The sequence below is a fragment of the Lentzea chajnantorensis genome (assembly GCF_054300775.1).
The window spans coordinates 1,003,791-1,023,812 of record NZ_JBSDZT010000002.1; the positions used below are offsets into that span (position 1 = coordinate 1,003,791).

At 72.3% G+C, this 20,022-nt stretch carries 23 protein-coding genes; 9 read left to right on the top strand and 14 right to left on the bottom strand.

The window, feature by feature from the left end; all coding sequences use genetic code 11:
- The first annotated feature begins 5 nt into the window (after positions 1 to 5).
- On the top strand, positions 6 to 197 hold the full coding sequence (locus tag ACVDFE_RS05510) for a hypothetical protein (protein WP_458429770.1): 192 nt from the start codon (positions 6 to 8) through the stop codon (positions 195 to 197).
- Between the two features lie 11 nt (positions 198 to 208).
- On the opposite strand, the gene ACVDFE_RS05515 is transcribed toward ACVDFE_RS05510, so the two are convergent.
- The 7 genes from ACVDFE_RS05515 to ACVDFE_RS05545 are packed head-to-tail and all read right to left on the bottom strand — an operon-like array spanning position 209 to position 7,990.
- Positions 209 to 352, bottom strand: a complete 144-nt coding sequence (locus ACVDFE_RS05515; RefSeq protein ID WP_360396990.1) for a hypothetical protein — start codon at positions 350 to 352, stop codon at positions 209 to 211.
- Positions 353 to 381: 29 nt separating this feature from the next.
- Positions 382 to 2,514, bottom strand: coding sequence for a DUF5682 family protein (locus tag ACVDFE_RS05520; protein WP_458429771.1), 2,133 nt, complete (start codon positions 2,512 to 2,514; stop codon positions 382 to 384).
- Positions 2,507 to 3,592, bottom strand: a complete 1,086-nt coding sequence (locus ACVDFE_RS05525) for an ATP-binding protein (RefSeq protein ID WP_458429773.1) — start codon at positions 3,590 to 3,592, stop codon at positions 2,507 to 2,509. Before ACVDFE_RS05525 ends, ACVDFE_RS05520 begins: the two co-directional genes overlap by 8 nt.
- The gene (locus ACVDFE_RS05530) at positions 3,589 to 5,013 is read right to left on the bottom strand and encodes a DUF5691 domain-containing protein (protein WP_458429775.1); all 1,425 of its coding nucleotides are present in this window, start codon (positions 5,011 to 5,013) and stop codon (positions 3,589 to 3,591) included. The genes ACVDFE_RS05525 and ACVDFE_RS05530 overlap by 4 nt, the downstream gene beginning before the upstream one ends.
- Positions 5,010 to 5,624, bottom strand: a complete 615-nt coding sequence (locus ACVDFE_RS05535; RefSeq protein ID WP_458429777.1) for a hypothetical protein — start codon at positions 5,622 to 5,624, stop codon at positions 5,010 to 5,012. The genes ACVDFE_RS05530 and ACVDFE_RS05535 overlap by 4 nt, the downstream gene beginning before the upstream one ends.
- Positions 5,621 to 6,784, bottom strand: a complete 1,164-nt coding sequence (locus ACVDFE_RS05540) for an SWIM zinc finger family protein (protein WP_458429779.1) — start codon at positions 6,782 to 6,784, stop codon at positions 5,621 to 5,623. The genes ACVDFE_RS05535 and ACVDFE_RS05540 overlap by 4 nt, the downstream gene beginning before the upstream one ends.
- Before the next feature lie 33 nt (positions 6,785 to 6,817).
- A complete protein-coding gene (locus ACVDFE_RS05545) occupies positions 6,818 to 7,990 on the bottom strand; it encodes a homogentisate 1,2-dioxygenase (protein WP_458429781.1) in 1,173 nt (390 codons plus the stop codon).
- Between the two features lie 70 nt (positions 7,991 to 8,060).
- On the opposite strand from ACVDFE_RS05545, the gene ACVDFE_RS05550 reads away from it, so the two are divergent.
- Genes ACVDFE_RS05550 through ACVDFE_RS05565 form a run of 4 tightly spaced genes read left to right on the top strand, consistent with a single transcriptional unit; the run spans position 8,061 to position 11,855 of the window.
- Positions 8,061 to 8,924 (top strand): hypothetical protein, encoded by an 864-nt coding sequence (locus ACVDFE_RS05550; RefSeq protein ID WP_458429782.1) that lies wholly within the window; start codon positions 8,061 to 8,063, stop codon positions 8,922 to 8,924.
- Positions 8,921 to 10,084: a fumarylacetoacetate hydrolase family protein gene (locus ACVDFE_RS05555; RefSeq protein ID WP_458429783.1), complete on the top strand. Its 1,164-nt coding sequence runs from the start codon at positions 8,921 to 8,923 to the stop codon at positions 10,082 to 10,084. The genes ACVDFE_RS05550 and ACVDFE_RS05555 overlap by 4 nt, the downstream gene beginning before the upstream one ends.
- The gene (locus tag ACVDFE_RS05560) at positions 10,084 to 10,716 is read left to right on the top strand and encodes an IclR family transcriptional regulator (RefSeq protein ID WP_360396999.1); all 633 of its coding nucleotides are present in this window, start codon (positions 10,084 to 10,086) and stop codon (positions 10,714 to 10,716) included. The genes ACVDFE_RS05555 and ACVDFE_RS05560 overlap by 1 nt, the downstream gene beginning before the upstream one ends.
- On the top strand, positions 10,713 to 11,855 hold the full coding sequence (locus ACVDFE_RS05565; protein ID WP_458429784.1) for a VWA domain-containing protein: 1,143 nt from the start codon (positions 10,713 to 10,715) through the stop codon (positions 11,853 to 11,855). The genes ACVDFE_RS05560 and ACVDFE_RS05565 overlap by 4 nt, the downstream gene beginning before the upstream one ends.
- Positions 11,856 to 11,859: 4 nt before the next feature.
- Here the strand turns inward: ACVDFE_RS05565 and ACVDFE_RS05570 are convergent, their stop codons facing one another.
- A complete protein-coding gene (locus ACVDFE_RS05570; RefSeq protein ID WP_360397001.1) occupies positions 11,860 to 12,312 on the bottom strand; it encodes a hypothetical protein in 453 nt (150 codons plus the stop codon).
- Entirely contained in the window at positions 12,309 to 12,773 is a 465-nt protein-coding gene (locus ACVDFE_RS05575) for a hypothetical protein (RefSeq protein WP_360397002.1), read from the bottom strand. The genes ACVDFE_RS05570 and ACVDFE_RS05575 overlap by 4 nt, the downstream gene beginning before the upstream one ends.
- Positions 12,774 to 12,851: 78 nt before the next feature.
- Here ACVDFE_RS05575 and ACVDFE_RS05580 point away from each other — a divergent pair, with 78 nt between their 5' ends.
- The 4 genes from ACVDFE_RS05580 (at position 12,852) to ACVDFE_RS05595 (ending at position 16,408) form a co-directional block, all read left to right on the top strand.
- Positions 12,852 to 13,616 carry a DUF2470 domain-containing protein gene (locus ACVDFE_RS05580; protein WP_360397003.1) on the top strand — a complete coding sequence of 255 codons (765 nt, stop codon included), beginning with the start codon at positions 12,852 to 12,854 and terminating at the stop codon, positions 13,614 to 13,616.
- Between the two features lie 94 nt (positions 13,617 to 13,710).
- A complete protein-coding gene (locus ACVDFE_RS05585) occupies positions 13,711 to 14,409 on the top strand; it encodes a CPBP family intramembrane glutamic endopeptidase (protein WP_458434269.1) in 699 nt (232 codons plus the stop codon).
- Between the two features lie 147 nt (positions 14,410 to 14,556).
- On the top strand, positions 14,557 to 15,744 hold the full coding sequence (locus tag ACVDFE_RS05590; RefSeq protein ID WP_458434270.1) for an arginine deiminase: 1,188 nt from the start codon (positions 14,557 to 14,559) through the stop codon (positions 15,742 to 15,744).
- Between the two features lie 103 nt (positions 15,745 to 15,847).
- Entirely contained in the window at positions 15,848 to 16,408 is a 561-nt protein-coding gene (locus ACVDFE_RS05595; RefSeq protein ID WP_360397006.1) for a ferritin, read from the top strand.
- 97 nt (positions 16,409 to 16,505) lie between these two features.
- Here the strand turns inward: ACVDFE_RS05595 and ACVDFE_RS05600 are convergent, their stop codons facing one another.
- The 5 genes from ACVDFE_RS05600 to ACVDFE_RS05620 all read right to left on the bottom strand — a co-directional run bounded on the left by ACVDFE_RS05600 (position 16,506) and on the right by ACVDFE_RS05620 (position 20,014).
- Positions 16,506 to 17,315: a hypothetical protein gene (locus ACVDFE_RS05600; protein WP_458429786.1), complete on the bottom strand. Its 810-nt coding sequence runs from the start codon at positions 17,313 to 17,315 to the stop codon at positions 16,506 to 16,508.
- A 1-nt stretch (position 17,316) separates the two neighbouring features.
- Positions 17,317 to 17,838 carry a SigE family RNA polymerase sigma factor gene (locus tag ACVDFE_RS05605; protein ID WP_458434271.1) on the bottom strand — a complete coding sequence of 174 codons (522 nt, stop codon included), beginning with the start codon at positions 17,836 to 17,838 and terminating at the stop codon, positions 17,317 to 17,319.
- A gap of 85 nt (positions 17,839 to 17,923) precedes the next feature.
- A complete protein-coding gene (locus tag ACVDFE_RS05610) occupies positions 17,924 to 18,262 on the bottom strand; it encodes a DUF952 domain-containing protein (protein WP_360397009.1) in 339 nt (112 codons plus the stop codon).
- A gap of 49 nt (positions 18,263 to 18,311) precedes the next feature.
- Positions 18,312 to 19,247 carry a DUF5926 family protein gene (locus tag ACVDFE_RS05615; RefSeq protein ID WP_360397010.1) on the bottom strand — a complete coding sequence of 312 codons (936 nt, stop codon included), beginning with the start codon at positions 19,245 to 19,247 and terminating at the stop codon, positions 18,312 to 18,314.
- Positions 19,248 to 19,273: 26 nt separating this feature from the next.
- Positions 19,274 to 20,014 carry a glycerophosphodiester phosphodiesterase family protein gene (locus ACVDFE_RS05620; protein WP_360397011.1) on the bottom strand — a complete coding sequence of 247 codons (741 nt, stop codon included), beginning with the start codon at positions 20,012 to 20,014 and terminating at the stop codon, positions 19,274 to 19,276.
- Between the last annotated feature and the right edge of the window lie 8 nt (positions 20,015 to 20,022).

Genomic DNA, 20,022 nt, shown 5'->3' on the forward strand with positions numbered 1-20,022 from the left:
AGGAGGTGTTCTACGTGCTGTCCGGGTCCGTGACGATCCAGGGGCAGACCGCCGGACCCGGCGACGCGGTCGTCGTGCCGCCGGACACCGAGCTCGCGCTGACCGGCGGACCGGCGCGCGTGCTCGTGGCGACCTCGGTGGGCATCACCGGGACGCTGGCCGACGGGCGGACGATCACGCCGCCGTGGTCGGTCTGACCCCGCGCCGCTCAGTTCGCGGGTGAGCCCTCCTCGGTCTTCGGCTCGGCGGGAGCCGGGTCGGGCGTCGTCTCGCGCAGGTCGTGGGCGATCTTCTTGGCCTCGTCGATGAGCTGCTGGGACTCGTCGAGGCGGGCTTCGTCAGGTGCGGTCACGGTGCTGGGGTGCGCGGTTTCGAAGATCGTCAAACTCGGGCCAGCAGGCCGCGGACGTGGGCGGCGAGGCGTTCGGCGATGCCGAGGTCCCACTCGCCGTCGGCCACCGGCTGCGGCGCGGCACCGGCGACGACCCGTTCCCCGAGCAGCCGCCGCTCGGCCGGGGTGAAGTCGGTGATGGCGCGGCGCAGCAGCGGCAGCGCGTCGTCGAACGCGTCACCGCGCAGACCGGTCAGCCACTCGTCGATGAGCCCGAACAGCCGCGGGTCGGCCGCCAGCAGCGTCGCCGACCCGCGCAGGAAGCCGGCGACGAACGCCGTCGCGACCGAGCGGTGCAGCTTCGCCGCGACGTCGTCGCTGGTCAGCTCCCCCGCCTCCCACAGCAGGCGGGTGGCGCGGCCGGTGGGCAGGCCGTGCGCCTCTGCCTTGACCAGCGCGTGCAGGGCCCGCCACCAGGTGGCCTGGTGCTCCTCGTCGGCGGCGAGCCGGGTGGCCTCGTGGGCGCCGTCGACGGTGGCGAGCGCGTGCTCCGCCGTCTCGTCGTCGACGTTGCGGCAGGCCAGCGGCAACCCGACGGCGCCGCGGGTCAGCAGGCCGTGCAGGGCGACGCGCAGCAGCTCGGGGTCGGTGCCGCGGACGGAGCCGTAGCGGACGGTCCGCGCCAGGTCGGGAAGGGCGGCGAGCAGTTCGAGGGCGTCGGTGGCGAGCGCGGCGCACCGGTCGAGCGCGTCCCGGGCGGCGGCGACGGCACCCGGCAGCTCGCACCCGACGGCCTTGCCGAGCGTTCCCGCGGCTTCGGCGACCCGGCTCGCCTGCTCGGCGGCCTGGGTCAGCACGTTCTCCGCTGCCGTGTGGACGGTCGTGCCGTGCCGTGCGGCGACCGCGACGGACACCGCGAACACCGGGTCCCAGCGCAGCTGCCACACCTCGGCGAACGTGCCGAGCGAGTTCGACCGGTCCGGCTTCCCCCACGGCACGCCGAGGACCTCCAGCCGCTGCAGGAGCTTCGACCGTTCGCGGTCGGTGTCCTTGCGCAGGTCGAGCTTGAGCTGCTTGGGCTGCACGTCGGCGGGCAGGCGAAGTTTCCGTTGCAGGCGCTGGAGATCCGTCGCCAGCGGCGACCGCGGGACGGCTTCCCCGACCTCGCCGAGGCGTTCGCCGACGACGAGCTTGCGGTGGACGAGCTTGAGCGGGACCTCGTCGCCGCCACACAGCACGGCCAGCGCGGCCTCGGTGACCTCGCTCAACCCGGCGGACGGCCGTTCCCGCAGCGCCGCAAGGGTTTCCGCGAGCCGGACCGCCTCCACCGCGCTCGCCGTGGACGCCGGCAGGTCCTCTTCCCTGAGCACCGCGGCCGCCTTGGCGAACCACCGCGGCACCACGTCCTCCTGGTGCTGCCACAGGTGCGCGTACCAGCCGGGCGAGTCGACCCCCGCGCCGTAGCCGGACTCCGCGGCCAGCTGACCGTGGCTCCACGGCACCCACGTGCCGCTGATCTTCCTGCGCCGCAAGCCCTTCAACAACGCCGTGTCGTGCGCGACCGTCGGTTTCTGCAACAACGCCGGCACGTGCCACGCACCGCAGACGACGACGATCGGCCCGTCGGTTTGCTTGCGCGCCTTGCGGATCGTCTGCCGCATGAACGCTTCCCTGCGCAACGTGCGTTCGCCGACCTCGCCCTCGAACTCGCTGCGCACCGCCACCATCGCCTCGCTGATGGCCGCGGCGAGGTCGAGCGGGTCCGTGGCGCTGTGCTCGACGACGTCCTCCCACCACCGCTCGGGGTCGTCGAACCCGGCGGCCTCCGCCAGCAGCCCGATGGGGTCGACGGTGCCGCTGGGCCCGTCGTCCCCGATCGACGCGGCCGCGGGCAGGTCGAAGAACCGCACCCCGACCCCGTTCGCGTCGGCGTACCGCAACGCCTGCCACTCCGGCGAGAACTCCGCGAACGGCCAGAACGCGGCGTTCTCCGGCTCCGCCTCGTCGTGCAGCAGGACCGCGACCGGCGGCGTGAGCGCGTGGACGTGCTCCAGCAGCGCGTCCGCCTCCGGCGGCCCCTCGACCAGGATCAGCGCGGGCCGCGTCTGCTCCAGCGCCCGCCGGACCATGCGGGCAGAGCCGGGCCCGTGGTGCCGGATGCCGAGGAGGACCGGCTCACTCACCGCCGGCGTCCAGGCAGGCCCGGTAGAGGTCACGCCACTCGGCCCGCTCCTTGAGCACGGTCTCCACGTACTCCTGCCACACGGTCGCGTCCGACACGCGGTCCTTGATGACGGCCCCGATCAGGCCGTTGGCGAGCTCGTCCGCCCCGAGCGTGCCGTCGCCGAAGTGCCCGGCCAGCGCCATGCCGTTGGCGACGACCGAGATGGCCTCCGCCGTGGACAGGCTGCCGCTGGGCTTCTTCAGCTGGGTCCGGCCGTCCACGGTGGACCCGTTGCGCAGCTCGCGGAAGATCCGCACCACCCTGCGCACCTCGTCGAGCGCCGGCGGCTCGGCGGGCAGCTGCAACGCCCTGCCGAGCTGCTGGGCCCTGGTGATGACGATCTCGACCTCGGCGTCCTCGGTCGCGGGCGGCGGGAGGACGACGGTGTTGAACCGGCGCGCGAGGGCCGACGACATCTGGTTGACGCCGCGGTCGCGGTCGTTGGCCGTGGCGATGACCGTGAAGCCCGGCACCGCCTGCACCTGCGTGTTGAGCTCCGGCACCGGCAGCGACTTCTCCGACAGCACCGTGATGAACGAGTCCTGGACCTCCGACGGCATGCGGGTCAGCTCCTCGACCCGGACCACCGCCCCCCGCTGCATGCCCCTGAGGACCGGGCTGGGCACCAGGGCGTTGTGGCTGGGGCCTTCTGCGATGAGCCGCGCGTAGTTCCAGCCGTAGCGGACCTGGTCCTCACTCGTGCCCGCGGTCCCCTGCACCACGAGGGTGCTGTCACCGCTGACGGCGGCGGCGAGGTGCTCGCTCAGCCACGACTTGGCCGTGCCCGGCACCCCCACCAGGAGCAGCGCGCGGTCGGTGACCAGGGTGCCGACCGCGACCTCGACCAGCCTCCGCGCGCCGACGTACTTCGGGCTGATGACCGTGCCGTCGGGAAGCGTGCCGCCGAGGACGTAGGTGACCACCGCCTGGGGCGACAACCGCCAGTTCGGCGGCTTCTCGCGGTCGTCGTGGGCCGCGACGGCAGCCAGCTCGGCGGCGTACTGCTGTTCGGCCGTCGGCCTGAGCACGGCGGTCACGGTGCCTCCTGGATCGGTGGTGCGAACGATTCGCGCAAGCGGATCCGGAGCCCGAGGACCTCCAGCTCCAGCGAGCTCTCCGGCCAGCGACGGGTCAGAGCCTCCCAGCTGGCGCCGAGCAGGTCCGCGTCACCCCTGGCCAGCAGCACGTTGGGCGGCCTGCCGGACCGCCAGCGCGGGTCGGGCAGCGCGGCGTAGCGGTGCAGCAGCGCCCTGGTGGTCTCCGGCGACCAGGGCGCCGGCAGCTGGGAGCAGGCGTGGTCGAGCAGGTCGTAGTGCCAGTTCTTCGACACGGCCACGACCGCCTGCTCGGCCACCTCGGCCGGCAACGCCGCCAGCATCTCGAGCTGCTCCATGCCGGTCAGCGTCTCGGCGGCGGCAACGGCCCACGGTCGCGGGTCCTGCGCGGCGGCGAGCTGGTCGGCCACTCCCCTGAGCAACGCGGCGGCCCACGGCCCCCTCCGCAGGATGCCGGCCGCCCTGGCGTCGTCGGCCTTGAGCGTCGAGGTCCAGTACGACGGCGGCACGCTCGCGGCCGCGGCCCGGATGCGCCCGCCCACGCCCTTCTCGGACCCGTCGCGCATGAGGTCGCGCAGCTCCGATGGGCCGGCCGGCCCGGTCCACAACCCGTCGGGCCGGACGTCGAGCCCGTCCGCGGTGAGGCGCAGGCCGTGGCGCAGCCGGTGGGCGGCGCGGGCGGCGAGACGCGTCCGCCCCAGCTTCCGCAGGAGCCGGAGGGCCTCGTCGTGCACGGCGGCGGCCTTGTCGTCGAGCGCCGCTTCGAGCAGCCGCTCGTCCTGCTCGTTCAGACCGGTCTCCAGCGCACTGACCAGCACCTGCCGGTCTGCCGCGCGGGGAGAGGCCGCGAACTCCGCCGCGATGAACGCGCCGACCCCGGCCGGATCCGCCTTGCGCTTGCGGCGCAGCGCCCGGACCCGTTGGGCGCTGGGCAGGTCGAGGACCTCGTCGAGCGGCACCTCGTCGACGAGCGGCGCCGCCCCGCTGGCCCAGGCCCAGCCGGGGCGGGTGTTCGCGAGCCAGCGGCCGCGCGTGCCGAGCACCTCGACCACGGCGGCCCGCAGGCCGGGGCGCGCGGTGCCGAGGGCGAGCAGCGCCGGGAGCATCCGGTGCTCCGCCACGACGCCGCCGGCCTTGGCCAGCGCGCACCACTCGGTCAGCAGCACCTCGTCGTCGAGGTTCATGATCGCTTCGAGGACGGCCTTGGCAGCCGGCCTGGGGAAGGCGGCGGTCTCCCGCGGGGCGGGCGGGAGCGGGTCGGCGGACGTCTCGGGCGGCAGGGTGGCACCGAACGCGGCCACGCCGAGGGCGGCGCAGTCGGAGAGCAGCTCGGCGGGGTCGCCGCCGCCCCTGGCCGTGCCGAGGAGGAGGTTTTGGACCGCGGCGGACCAGTCGGCCTTCACGCGGCCACCTCCGGGGTGGGATGGGGGTGTGCGGGAGTGTGGGGGCGGCGGGTGGCGCGGTGGGGGCGCGGCGCGGGGCTTGGGTGGTGGTGGCGCGCGGCGGGGCCGGGGTGGGGGCGTGGCGCGGGGCCGGAGTGGCGGACGCCGGGCCCGGGGCTTGGGTGGTGGCGGCGCGCGGCGGGGCCGGGGTGGGCGCGCGGCGCGGAACCGAGGTGGTGGGCACCAGGCGCGGGGCTCGGGTGGTGGCGGCGCAGCGCGGAACCGAGGTGGTCGACGCGCGGGTGGCGATGTGGCGCGGAACCGAGGTGGCGGGCGCGGAGCGTCGGAGGGGCGGCGAGGCCGTCGACGAGGTGCGGCGAGGCAGCCATGACGATCTGGCCGGGGTGGTGCGGGACGGGCGCGGCGGCGGGCATGCCGAGGCGGGCGTACGACAGCACGGCGGCGAGCCCGCCGGAACGGGCGGAGGCCAGCGCAGCGGCGGCTACCGGCGGCCGTGGGGCGCGCCTCAGGGGCCGGGTCGGCGGCACGGCGGCGAGCCCACCGGAACGGGCGCGCGCCAGCGCAGTCGCGGCCACCAGCGGCCGTGGAACGCGGGGCGACGAAGAGGTCATGCCACCACCTCCAGGCGGCCGTCCACCGCGATCGCGCCCAGCCGCAGCACGTGGCCGTCCCACAGGCCCCACGCGTCGAACGGCTCGCCGCCGGTGAGTGCCAGCGCCATGTCCAGGCCGGTGTCGTCGCGGACCGGCAGCGCGTGGCCGGAGGGGTCGGCGAGGGAGCTGCCGCAGAGGCGCACCGAGGCGCAGCCCAGCGGGAACAGGCGCTGCCACGGGTCGGCCAGCAGCATCGGTTCCAGGGAGGCCAGGGACGTCCGCCACGACGGCGGCGCCGGCACCGGGTCCGGCGCGCGGGAACCGGCCAGCTCCCCCAGCGCCACGCGGTCCGAGCCGGGGTACGGGTGCACCTCGGCAGACGACTCCAGGCCGTGCGGCAGCAGCGGAACCGGCGCACCCACCGCGGAATGGCGGATTGCGACCACCCAGCGGCCCGTCTGACGGCCCCAGCACCACTGCCGGACGGTCCGGACCCTGCCGTCGTCGGTGTCGAGGCGCAGCAGCGCCACCCAGCGGTCGGACCAACCGGGTCCGGACCGCACGGTCTCCTCCGGCACCGTCACGCCGAGGCGCGACCGCGGCTGCACGGCGCACAGCAGGTGCAGGCCGCCCAGGCGGTCGGCGACGTCCGAGGTCCACGACGGGCCCGAGCGGGCCACGATCTCGTGGATCTCGCCCACCGCCGCGGCCACGCCGGGGACCTGCGCGTCGATCATGCGCGCGGTGAACGCCTGCCACCACGACGCGGGGCGGCCCGGCAGCGACGCGATCCCCGCGGAGGTGACGTCCAGCAGCCAGTCGCGCAGGCCGTCGATCCCGGACGACATCGCGGCGGCCCGGTTCGCCGCCGCCTTCTCCCGCGCGCGGACCCGCCGTGCGACGGCCTCCGGTGAGGCGTCCAGCTCACGGGTGGCGCGGCGGGCGGTCCACTCCTCGACCCACTCGGGTGGCAGCGCGTCGGGCAGGTCCAGCTCCTGCAACCCCACCGCGTGCTTGCACGGGAACTTCCGCGACGGGCACGTGCACTTCGCCGACCCCGCCGCGAGGTCGACGCACACGCGGTACGGCACGGAGCCGGAGCCGGTGTACAGCCCCCACAGCACCGGCAGGGCCTTGCCCAGGCCCTGCCAGCGCGTCGGAACGGCACGTGTCCTCACCCGACCAAACTAGCGAGCACCCCCGACAAAAAATCAGGCCGGACCCCGACGTGCCCACGTCCACGCGTAGGCCGGGTCCTCGCACGACTCCGCGGCCTCGCCGAGCTCCAGCGGGCGGAACGTGTCGACCATGACCGCGGTCTCGTCGAAGTAGTCGACGCCCAGGGACGCCTCGACCGCTCCCGGCTGCGGCCCGTGCGTGCAGCCGGACGGGTGCAGCGACATCGAGCCGATGCCGATCCCCGAGCCCTTGCGGGCCTCGTAGTTGCCGCCCACGTAGAACATCAGCTCGTCCGAGTCGACGTTCGCGTGGTTGTAGGGCACCGGAACGGCCAGCGGGTGGTAGTCGACCTTGCGCGGGCAGAACGAGCACACGACGAAGTTCGGTCCCTCGAACGTCTGGTGCACGGGCGGCGGCTGGTGCACGCGGCCGGTGATCGGTTCGAAGTCGCGGATGTTGAACGCCCACGGGTACAGGTGCCCGTCCCAGCCGACGACGTCGAACGGGTGGTTGGCGTAGGTGAACCTGGTCAGCCCGGCCCGGTGCCGCACGAGCACGTCCACGTCGGTGCCCTCGACCAGCAGCGGCTCGACGGGCCCGCGGATGTCGCGCTCGCAGTAGGGCGAGTGCTCCAGGAACTGCCCGGCCTTCGACAGGTAGCGCTTGGGCGGCCCGATGTGCCCGGTCGCCTCCAGCACCAGCAACGACATCGGCTCCGACGGCACGACCCGGTAGGTGCACGAGGTCGGGATGACGACGTAGTCGCCGTCGCTCACCTCCAGCGCGCCGTAGATCGTCTCGACGACGCCGGACCCGGACTGCACGTACAGCAGCTCGTCACCGGAGGCGTTGCGGTACAACGGCGACGGCGCGGAGGCGCGGACGAAGCCGATGGTCACGTCGGGGTTGTGGAACAGCCGGCGCCGCCCGGTCACCGCGTCGACCTCGTCGGAGGCCCAGGTCAGGTCCTGCGTCTTGAAGTGCCGCGGCTTCAACGGCAGGTTCGGCGCCACGGTCCCGCGCTCGTCCTTCACGGTCTCCGCGTTGACGATCGCCGTGGGCAGGTACCGGTGGTAGAGCAGCGCCGAGTCGGCGGAGAAACCCTCGACCCCCATCAGCTCTTCCGCGTAGAGCCCACCGTCCGGTTTGCGGAACTGGGTGTGGCGCTTTCGGGGGATCTCCCCGACCTGGCGGTAGTAGGCCATGACGTCTCTCCGGGCGTTCGACTATCGGACATCTTTGTTCACTTACCGATACCCGGCTAGCGTGTCAGCCGTGTCAAGCGCTGTCGAACTCCGTGCGCCCGGTCCGCGCGGTACTCCGCCCCTGCTCGCGAGGCTTGTGGACGATGCCGCGCTGTTCCCTCCGGGGAACGCGTCGATGCCCGACGCGGTGCGCGGTCACCTCGACGGACGAGTCGGCGAGTGGTCTGGCGTCATGGGTCTCTTCCTGTGCCCGGCCTCCCGGCTCGCCGAGCTGATCACCGAGCTGATCAAGGTCAAGCCCCCCAAACCGATCGCACTGAGCCTCGTGATCGACACCGGCCTCGGCGGCGTGCCGAAGGCCGTGTCGATCGTCGAGTCGCGCAGTGAGCTGCTCGCCCTGCGCATGGTCGAGATGCCCGCACCGTCCGATGTGGACGAGGTGTGGCTCGAACGCGTGTCGGAGTTCGTCCCCGAGGACGTCATCCGCGTCGTGGAACCCCGGCGCGGCGGGCCAGAGTGGCTCGACGGCGTGCGCAGGGTCATCGAGCACGGCAGCTGGCCCAAGCTCCGCTGCGGCGGGCTGAGCCAGGAGAACTTCCCGAGCGTCGAGGAGGTCGGTGACTTCCTGTCCGTCGTCAGCGGTGGCGGGGTCGCGTTCAAGGCGACCGCCGGCCTGCACCGGGCCGTCCGCTACACCGACGAGCAGGGCTTCACCCACCACGGCTTCCTGAACCTCCTCGTCGCCACGGCCCGATCGCTGAGCGGCCGGGACGTGCGCGAGGCGCTGGCGAGCACCGACGCCGCGGCGCTCACCGCCGAGGCCAAGGCGCTGAGCGACCAGGCCGCCCACGCGGTCCGCGGCGTCTTCGCGAGCTACGGCTCGTGCTCGCTCTCCGAGCCGGTCTCCGACCTCGAGGAGCTGGGACTGCTGTGAGCTGGATCAGCGACCCGAACTTCACCGAGGACCAGCCGTTCGGCCCGCAGACCCTGCCCTACGGCGTGGTGGCCGACGGTGTCGCCGTGCGCGTGGGCGACCAGGCGTTGCTGCTGAAGACGCTCGGGCTCGGCAAGTGCAGCGAGTACGTCCAGGGCGACTCGCTCGACGACCTGCTCAAGGCCGGCCGTCCGGTCTGGAGCGCGCTGCGGGCGAAGCTGCGCGAGATCGTCAGGGGGACGTCCGCTCCCAAGGGTGCGGAGCTCGTGCCCATCGACACCGCGAAGCTGCCGTTCACGGTCGGCGACTACGTGGACTTCTACAGCTCCATGCACCACGCGGAGAACGTCGGCCGGATGTTCCGCCCCGACGGCGACCCGCTCACGCCGAACTGGACGCACCTGCCGATCGGCTACCACGGCCGCGCGGGCACGGTGTACGTCTCCGGCACGGACATCAAGCGCCCGAACGGCCAGAAGCGCGGCAGCGACGGCCCGAAGTTCGGCCCGTCCGAACGGCTCGACATCGAGGCCGAGGTCGGGTTCGTCTGCGGTGGCCCGCAGGCGGCGAACGTGTCGACCAGCCGCGCGGCCGAGCACGTCTTCGGCGTCGCGCTGGTCAACGACTGGTCGGCGCGCGACGTCCAGGCATGGGAGTACCAGCCGCTCGGCCCGTTCCTGGCCAAGTCGTTCGCCACGTCGATCGGTGCCTGGATCACGCCGCTGGAGGCGTTCTCGGTGGCACGGGTGCCGACCCCGCCGCTGCCGAACAAGCTGCACGACTACCTGACCTGCGACCAGCCGTGGGGTCTGGACATCACCATCACGGTCGAGCTGAACGACACGATCGTCGCGCGGCCGCCGTTCCGCGAGATGTCTTGGTCGTTTGTGCAACAACTCGCCCACATGACGGTGAACGGGGCTACCGTGCGCCCAGGTGATCTGTTCGCCTCTGGCACGGTCTCCGGGCCGGAGAAGGACGAACGCGGCTCGTTCCTGGAACTGAGCTGGGGCGGCAAGGAACCGTTCAAGCTCGACGACGGCTCCACGCGGACGTTCCTGGAGGACGGCGACACGGTCAGGCTGACCGCGACGGCGCCCGGCGAGGGAGGTTCGGTGGTCGGTCTCGCCGAGGTGGTGGGCACAGTTCGGAGTGCGTGATGGTCGGAGCGACGAAGGAGAGCTCGCTGACCCTGGAACGGGGTCTGGCGCTCCTCCAGGCTGTCGCGGAGGCGGAGTCGGAGGCTCCTTCGATCTCCGAGCTCGCCACGGCCATCGGCGCCTCCAGGGCGGCCGTCTACCGGCTCCTGGTGCCCCTGCAGGCGCGCGGGCTCGTGCGCCGCGAGGGGTCCAAGGTCCGGCTGGGCCTGGGCGTGCTGCGGCTCGCGGCGAACGTGCTGCCGCAGCTGCGGATGGCGGCGAACCCGGCGCTGCGCGAGCTCGCGGAGAAGGTCGGCGCCACCGCGCACCTGACCGTCGCCGACGGCGGCGAGGCGCAGGCCGTCGCCGTCGTCGAACCGTCGTGGACCGCTTTCCACGTGGCGTACCGGGTGGGTTCCCGCCACCCGGTGCACCGCGGGGCGGCCGGCAAGGCCATCTCGCAGCCGGGCGAGCTGTGGGTCGTCTCTGCGGGTGAGCTGCAACCGAACGCGTACGGCGTCGCGGCGCCCGTGCGGGGCGTACCGGGCCTGCGGGCGTCCGTGGGTGTGGTGGCGCTGGAGAAGCTCGACGCGGACGTCGTGGGCCCTCATGTCGTGCGTGCGGCCGAAGAAGTGGCGGCCGCTCTCAAATGACCGAGGAGCGCCTGCGGCGGTGGCGTCTGCTGCTGGGACCGAGCGCCGAGGACGTGGCCCAGCTCGACGGTGACGACGAACGCCGCGACGGCGCGCTGACCGGTCTCTACGGCGGCGGCGGTGACCGCGGTGCGGGTCTGGGCGCCAGCTCGCCGCAGCTGCACCGGTGGCTCGGCGACGTCCGCAGGTACTTCCCCACCTCGGTCGTCCAGGTCATGCAGCGGGACGCGGTCGAGAAGCTCGGCCTGCGCCAGCTGCTGCTCGAACCGGAGCTGCTGGAGTCCGTCGAACCGGACGTGCACCTGGTGAGCACGCTGCTGCAGCTCTCCCGCGCGATCCCGGCCCGCACCCGCGACACCGCGAAGGCCGTGGTCCGCAAGGTGGTCGAGGACATCGAGCGCCGGATCGCCGACCGGCTCGTCGAGGCCGTGCGGGGTGCCGTGGACCGGTCGAAGCGCACGCACCGGCCGCAGCTGCCGGACGTCGACTGGGCGACCACGATCAAGGCGAACCTGAAGAACTACCAGCCGCAGCACCGGACGGTGGTCGTCGAGGACCTGATCGGCCACCGCAGGCGCAGCCGGGCCGCGGCGATGCGGGACGTGGTCCTGCTGGTCGACCAGTCGGGTTCGATGGCGGACTCGCTGGTGCACGCCGCCGTCCTCGGTTCGGCGCTCGCCTCGATCCGCTCGGTCTCCACCCGGCTCGTCGTGTTCGACACCGAGGTCGCGGACCTCACCGACCTGCTGCACGACCCGGTGGACCTGCTGTTCTCCGCGCAGCTGGGCGGCGGCACGGACATCAACCGCGCGGTCGCGTACGCGCAGACGCAGGTCCGCAGACCGACGGACACGGTCGTGGTGATCATCAGCGACCTGTACGAGGGCGGGTCGGAGACCGAGCTGCAGCGCCGGGTGCGCGAGCTGGTCGCGAGCGGTGTCACGGTGGTGAACCTGCTGGCGTTGAGCGACAGCGGCACCCCGGCCTACGACCACGACCTGGCGGCGAAGCTGTCGGCGCTGGGAGCGCCCGCCTTCGCCTGCACGCCGGACAAGTTCCCGGAGCTGCTGGCGGCGGCGCTGCGCAAGGACGACCTCACGCAGTGGGCGGAGTCCGAGGGCATCGCGACGGGCCGTTAGCCCGCTAGCGGTCCACGACCCGGCCGCGCACCAGGAACGCGAGACCGCGGGTCATCGCCACGACCCGGCCGCGCTCGTCCGGTCCGGCGACCCAGATCCGGCCGGTGTGCCGGACCAGGACGCGGGCGCGTTCAGGGATCTCGGGCAGCCGCAGGTCGTTCTCCGAGCCGTCGACGCGCAGGTAGGCCTGTCGCCCGATGCGCTTGCCGGGCACGAACCGCACCCCGACCTGCCGCCACGGGAAGCGCTCGATGAGCTGGCGCGTGCCGCGGCGCTGGAAGAAGTGCCGCAGGCCGGGTGCGGCGAGCTCCAGCACGACCGGCACGGACAGCACGGTGAGCCAGATCCAGTCGACCCACAGCACGCCGCAGAAGACCGCGACCCCGAACAGGATGTGCCCGACCGCGCGGCGGTCGGCTCGCGCGAGGCAGGTGTCGCTCCACGTCCCGAGCATCATGTGTGCACGCGCGCAGGGATGAGCTGGGGAACTCCCCGGAAGGTGACGACGGTGTTGCCGGCCGCGTCCGGCGGGACGAACCAGACGCGCTTGTGCCGCGCGATCCGCCCGCGCAGGAACGGACCGACGTGCACGGTCAGCAAGAGAGGCGGTGACCCCATCACGACCAGACGCCCTCCTTCCCACTCCGCACGAGCGAAATGCCACGGTTCGCCTTCCGGTAAACGCACCGGTCGACGGCGTGTCACCCGCCAGAGCACGACTGCCGCGAAGAAGAGCAGCAGCAGCGCCACGGGCGACGACCACGACCACGTGAGCACCAGGACGAACTGGAGGACGAAGGCCGCACCGGCCAGGACGGTCCACACCAGGGCACGACGGCTCGCCCGGTCGACGCAGTGCCGGGTCCACTGGTCATCGAGCGCCGTCACCTCGGTGGACGGCTTGTTGGGCACGACCACCTGTCCACCGTACAGGTGACGCTTCCCAGGACGAGCACGGCTAAGTTAGGCTTGCCTAACCTTCGAGGAGGTGCAGCGGTGACCGACACCCAGACAAGGCGCCCGCCGGCCCCGCATGCCGCCGAGCGCGCGCGCACGATCGCCGCTCGCGGTGGCAGCGCCGCGCTGCTCCCCCAGGCGGGAACGCGGACCAGTCCGCTGTTCCACCACGTCCACCCGTGCGGCACCGCGATCCTGCTGCTGGCCGACGAGCACCCGCTGGTCGGTCAGCTGTGGCAGGCCCCGCGCGCCGAGGTGACGGCGATGCTGGAGATCGCCGACCAGGCGCCGGTGGCGTTGCGCGAGCCCGTCCGCGGCCTGCTGTGGCTCACCGGCTGGGTCACCGCGCTCGACGGCCAGGAGGCACGCGACGAGGTCCTCGCGGTCGCCGACGTGCGAGCCGACCACCGGCTGCTGGACGCGGGCCACGGCGCCGCGGTGCTGCGGCTGACGCCCGCCTCGCTGGTGATCGCGGACGCCGAGGGCACGTCGTCGGTGCGGCCGGAGCAGTTCGCGAGCGCGACGCCGGACCCGTTCTGCGGCAACGAGGACCACTGGCTGCGCCACCTGGAGGCCGCCCACCGCGACGTCGTCGGCCAGCTGGCCCGCCACCTGCCGGAGGAGCTGCGGAACGGGCACGTGCGGCCGCTCGGGCTCGACCGGTTCGGGCTGCGGCTGCGGGTCGAGGCGGAGTGCGACGACCACGACGTGCGGATCGCGTTCTCCAGGCCGGTCAGCACGCCGACCGAGCTCGCCGCCGAGCTGCGCCGCCTGATGGGTTGCCCGTTCCTCTCCCAGCGCTGATCACCGAGGTAGCGTCAGCCGGGTGACCGAACCTGCGCTCATCCCCGACGCCGAGAAGCGCGGCTACCGGATCGAGCTGCTGATCGTCTTCAGCATGACGCTGGGCCTGTCCGGCCTGCGCAGCCTCGTGCGACTGGTCGACAGCCTGCTCCAGCCGACCCCGCTCAACCAGCAGTCGGTCGCGATCAACGTCCCGCAGGCGCGTGCCGACCTGCTCGACCTCGTCGCCCAGCTGCTGAGCGTGCTGCAGCTCGCCGCGTGGGGCGGGATCGGGCTCTACCTGCTGTGGCGCACCGGGATCAAGCTGCGGGTCGTCGGCCTGGACGGCACCCGCAAGCTCGCCGACTCGCTCGGCGCGCTGGGTCTCGCCGCGGTCATCGGCATCCCGGGGCTCGCGTTCTACTTCGCCGCGTGGGGGCTCGGGCTGAACCTCGCGGTGCAACCGTCCACCCTGGACGACCAGTGGTGGATGAGCGTGGCGCTGGTCCTCGCCGCCGCCGGCAACGCCTGGGCGGAGGAGGTGCTCGTCGTCGGGTACCTGATCACCCGGCTCGAACAGCTGGGGTGGCGGCGGTACACGGCGCTGTTCGCGGCGGCCGTGCTGCGCGGCTCGTACCACCTCTACCAGGGCTTCGGCGGGTTCGTCGGCAACCTGGTGATGGGGCTGGTGTTCGGCTTCTACTGGCAGCGGACCAGGCGGTTGTGGCCGCTGGTGATCGCTCACACCATCCTCGACGTGGTGGCGTTCGTGGGCTACACAATGTTGCGCGGCAAAGTCAGCTGGTTGCCTTAATGATTCGGTGGTAGTTCGCGGAATTACACCGCATTCGTTGCCATTTTAGGCGCTGGAGCGGCGATTTGTGCTGTTCAGGGTTACGCTCGTCCGGTGACTGCGCACACGATCGCTGAGACCGAAGCACTCCCGGACGCCGCGCCGCGCGTGGACAGCGAGGTCGGCCCCCTGCGCACGGTGTTGCTGCACCGGCCGGGCAACGAGCTCAAGAGGCTCACCCCGCGCAACAACGACCAGCTGCTGTTCGACGGCGTGCCGTGGGTCGGCAGGGCCCAGGAGGAGCACGACGCGTTCGCCGCGACGCTGACCTCGCGTGGCGTTGAGGTCCTGCTGCTGTCGGACGTCCTGGTGCAGGCCCTGGAGGACAGCCGCGCGCGCATCGCGGGCATCCACAGCGCCGTCAACGAGCGCCGCCTCGGCATCGACCTGGCCGACGCGCTGCGCAGCCACCTCACCTCGCTGCCGGCCCCGCAGCTGGCGCAGGTGCTGACGACCGGCATGACGTTCGAGGAGCTGCCCGCCGCCGAGGGCGCGTCGCTGGTGCGCAAGATGCACCTGCCGATCGACTTCGCCGTCGACCCGCTGCCGAACCTGCTCTTCACCCGCGACTCGTCGGTGTGGGTCGGCGACCGCGTGGCCATCACGTCGCTCGCACTGCCCGCCCGCGACCGCGAGACGACGCTGACGGACCTGATCTACGCCTACCACCCGCGGTTCCGCCGCACCGGCCGCGCGTACGGCGCGCACTCGGCCCCGCTGGAGGGCGGCGACGTCCTGCTGCTCGCGCCCGGCGTGATCGCGATCGGCGTCGGCGAGCGCACCACCCCTGCCGGCGCCGAGTCGTTCGCCCGCTCCGCGCTCGCGGACGGTCTCGCGCACACGGTGCTGGCGGTGCCGATCAAGCAGGAACGCGCCACCATGCACCTCGACACCGTGTGCACGATGGTGGACCGCGACGCCGTGGTGATGTACCCGGCGATCAGCGACTCCCTCACCGCCTACCCGCTGAAGTCCGACGGCGACGGCGGCGTGCGCGTGGACGGCCCGGTGCCGTTCCTGGAGGCGGCGGCCGAGGCGATGGGCATCGAGCGCCTGCGCGTGATCGACACCGGCCTGGACGTCGTCACCGCCGAGCGCGAGCAGTGGGACGACGGCAACAACACGCTGGCGGTCGGCCCCGGTCTGGTCGTGGCGTACGAGCGCAACGTGGAGACCAACGCGCGCCTGGAGGACGCCGGCGTCGAGGTGCTCCGCATCGCCGGTTCCGAGCTGGGTTCCGGTCGCGGCGGCCCCCGCTGCATGTCGTGCCCGATCGACCGCGCTCCACTGGTCTGATTTTTCCTTAGGAACGCCTAACCTTTGTTTGGATTACCTTTCCAAACAAAGGTTAGCTTTTCCTGGAATGCAGGAGCCGTTGTTTTCGGCTACCGTACTCCGCATGGCCTCGAACGTGAAGAAGATCCTGTCCAAGAAGTCGAAGTTCCACGAGCTGCTGCAGGCCCAGGTCGGTCACGAGTTCTCCGCCTCGCAGCAGTACACCGCACTCGCGGTGTGGTTCGACAACGAGGACCTGCCGCGCCTCGCGGCGCACTTCTACAAGCAGGCCCTCGAAGAGCGCAACCACGCCATGATGATCGTGCGCTTCCTGATGGACAACGACATCCGGGTCGTCATTCCCGGCACCGAGACGCCGATCAACGAGTTCAAGGCGCCGCGCGACCTCGTCGACCTCGCCCTGCGCCAGGAGCAGCAGGTCACCGACCAGATCGTGGCGCTGGCCCAGGCCGCTCGCGAGGAGAGCGACTACATCGGCGAGCAGTTCCTGCAGTGGTTCCTGAAGGAGCAGGTCGAGGAGGTCTCCTCGATGAAGACGCTGCTCACCATCATGGACCGCGCGGACGGCAACATGTTCTACGTGGAGAACTTCCTCACCCGCGAGAACGTGGGCGACGAAGGCGCCGACCCGAGTGCTCCCACGGCCGCCGGTGGCGCGCTGTAGTTTTCCTCCGCACGTCTGAGTGCCTGATCTGGGGCCCGTCCCACCGAATTCGGTGAGACGGGCCTTTTCAGTTCTCCGCCGCTTCGGCCACGTCGGGTCAAGCTCCGGAACAGTCGCTGTCGGCGAGGCGCATGCGCACGGTCTTGACCGTGGTGCCGTCGTTCTCGAAGACGTAGAACCACTTCGGTGACGTGTTCATCTGCACGACGAGCTCCGAACCGTTCTGGGTGGCGGTCGGATAGGCGTTCCTGAGATCGGTGACCGTCGACCCGGCGCCGATGTTCCTCGACGTCTTGGCGTACTCGGGCAACGTGATCCGGACGATTCCCCTGGCCGCGGAGATGATGACGGCATTCGGGTCGTTCACCGACGTCATGGCGTAGTTCTTGCACGCCTCGTCCGGCTGGGGCTTCGGCGGGACCAGCATCTCGGTCTTCAGCGCGTCGGCCTCGGTCATCGTCAGCCGCAGCTTGTTGTAGACCGGTGCCGCCGCCTCCGGGGCGCGGGGCGGCGTCGTGGTGCCCGTCGTCGACTTCGTGGTGCTGCCACTGCCGGTGTTGCCGTTGCCGTTGCCGGGGTGGGTGCCGCTCGTGGGAGGCACGTCCGCCGGCACGGTGATCGTCTCGGTGATCACGGTGGTCGACGGCGGCGGGGTCGTCGTGGACGGGGCGGAGGTCGAGAGCGCCGACCCGGCCACGTCCGTGTCCACCGGGCCGTGCCTGAGCTGCACCAGGCCCACGCCGGCGCCGATCAGCACCACCACCGCGAACGCCCCGGCGGCGGTGCTGCGGCGTTGCCGGCGGCGCCGGGCACCGCGGACGACCGTCTCCTCCGCACGGGACGAGACGTGCAGATCGAGGCGTTCGTCGTCCTTGAAGAGCCGGCGCAGCTCGTCCTCGACGTTCACGTCAGTCCCTCCCCAGGCGTGTCCGCAGACTCGCCATCGCCTTGCTGGCCTGGCTCTTCACGGTGCCGCAGGAGATCCCCAGCGCGTGCGCGATCTCGGCCTCGCTGAGGTTCTCGTAGTAGCGCAGCACGACCACGGCGCGCTGCCTCGGCGGCAGGTCGCGCAGCGCCTGCCACAGCGGCTCGTGCTCGAGCCGGCTCAGGTCCGACGTCACCGGCGTGTCCGGGAAGTCCGCCACGAGGTTCTCGCGGCGACGCCGGCGCCAGGTGCTGATGTGCGTGTTCGCCATGGCCCTGCGCACGTACGCGAGCGGGTCGTCCCCCTTGCGCAACACGGCGGGCCAGCGCGAGCCCACCTTCTCCAGGACCGACTGGACCAGGTCTGCCGCGTCGTGCGGATTGCCCGTCAGGGCGTGCCCGTACCGCAGCAGCCCCGGCATCGACACGCGCACGAACTCAGCGAAATCCCCCACGGTTTCCGCTCTTCCTCCGCCGCCGGCCGCGGCCCACTCAAGTTGCAGCACCGCGGTCACGGCACGTCCTCTCCCCCGAGCAACCTGGCATCGAGGAGATCACGCACGTTCGCGGCAACCGGTTGCCACCGCCGCGTCACGGAACGGCAACGGCCTCCGGCAGCACGAAAGACCCGTCCGGTGAGCACGGGAAGTCGTGGACCTGCACGACCGCCTCGACCGGGATCGGGCCGTACACGTGTGGGAACCACAGCGGCGAGTCGGGCACGGCCTCCCACCGCACCGGCACGCCGAGCCGTTCCGGGTCGACGACGAGCAGCAGCAGCCCGTCGCGCCCGTGGAAGAACTTGCCCGCCGTCACGTGCACGACGCCCCGGTCGGAGCAGTGCACGAACTCCTCGCCCGCGGCGGGCGTGATCGAACCCGCCGACCGGGCCGCGGCCCAGTCGGCGGTCGAGATGATGTGCAGCAGCACTTATCCACAGCTCCTTGTGGACAACCCTGTGTACAACTCGGTCCGAGCGTCAGCGCAGGGTGATCTGGCGGCCCCGGAGGCCGTCACGGGCCCGGCGCTCGGCGTCGGTCAGCGGCTCGTCCGAGGCCAGTGCCTCCAGCAGGCGCTTGCCCAGCGCCTCCGCCGGGTCGGCCCACTCACGCGCGTGCATCTCGCGGTCGAGGTCCCACACCGGCACCAGCAGGCCGTGCGCGCGGAACGACCCCGCGTACCGCGAGCCCTCGCCCAGGTCCAGCTCGCCGCGGGCGGCCAGCCGCGCCATCGCGGGGATCAGCTTCTCCTCCGGCTCCGGGCGGACCCAGCGCAGGTGCGCCTTGTCGCCCGCGTCCACCCAGTAGGCGGCCTTCACGCCGGGCGCGTCCACGCGGTCGGTCGGCAGGATCGCCGCGTTCGCGCGTTCGAGGGAGAGCGCCACGTCACCGGTCGGCTCGGTGCCCTCCGGCATCCACCAGATGAAGTCGGTGTGCAGCTGCGGCACGATCTCGGCCTCGGGGTCGAGCAGGTCCTGCAACCGGCCGGGGTGCTCGCCGTTGTCCGGGCCGACGACCGACAGCACCTCACCGGTCTTCGCCTGCTGCGCCCACAGCAGCGCCCGCGCGAGGTCGCGGCTGATGTCACCGGAGCGCGTCTGCACCTGCAGACCCACGAACGGCACGTCGTCGCCGCGGATCAGACCGGCCGCCGCCGTCGGCAGCACCGTGGCCAGCGTGACCTCGCGACCGTCCTTGACCGGCAGCTTCGCGACGGCGGACGGCACGAACTCGCGCAGCGCGATCAGCTCGCACTCGGCGGCGAGCCCCTCGAACGGGCGGGACACGATCACGTCCGCCGCACCGCCGGGGGCACCGTGGCAGGCCTTGTACCGCTTGCCGGAGCCGCACGGGCAGGGCTGCTTCGGGTTGATCCCGTCCTTCGGTGCGTCCTTGACAGCGGTCCGCTTGGCCACCTCGGCCCTCCTCGTGCTCAGGCTTGTCAGGTCGCCAAGTTAGCCGTCAGCAGGCGGCGCGTGTTCGCCGGGGCGTTCGTCGCGAGGTAGCGGACGCCCAGGTCACGGCACAACGCGATGTCGTCCGCGTCGTCCACCGTCCACACGTACGTCTCGTGGCCCGCCCTGCGGGCGCGGTCGACGTACCCGGGATCGCGGCGCAGCAGGTGGATGCCCGGTCCGGTGCAGTCGGCGAACGGCGGCAACGCACCGCCGCGGTACCGGCCGAGGCGGTCGAGCAGCAGGACCGTGCGGACGTCCGGCGCGAGCTCGCGGAACAGCCGCACGGCGCTCGCGGAGAACGACATCATGACGATCTGCTCCCGCAGCCCGTGCTCCTCCAGCGCGGCGGCGAGCTTGCGCTCGACCTCGTTGCGGTAGCGCACCGGGTGCTTGGTCTCGATGAACAGCTGCACGTTCGTGTCCTTGACCAGCTCCAGCAGCTCGTGGAGCCGCAACAGCCCGGCCGGCTGACCGTGCCGGTGCCAGCTGCCGTAGTCGTGCCGCTGCAGTTCGGCCAGCGTCAGCGCGCTGACCGTGCCGCGGCCGTCGGACGTGCGGGTGAGCGTGCGGTCGTGCACGCACACGAGCTCGCCGTCCCTGGTCAACCTGATGTCGCACTCCAGCCCGTCCGCGCCTTCCTCCAACGCGAGCTCGTACGCCCCGATCGTGTGCTCGGGGCGGTCGGTGGAGGCACCGCGGTGCGCGACGACTGATGGCTGCTGCACACGTCGCA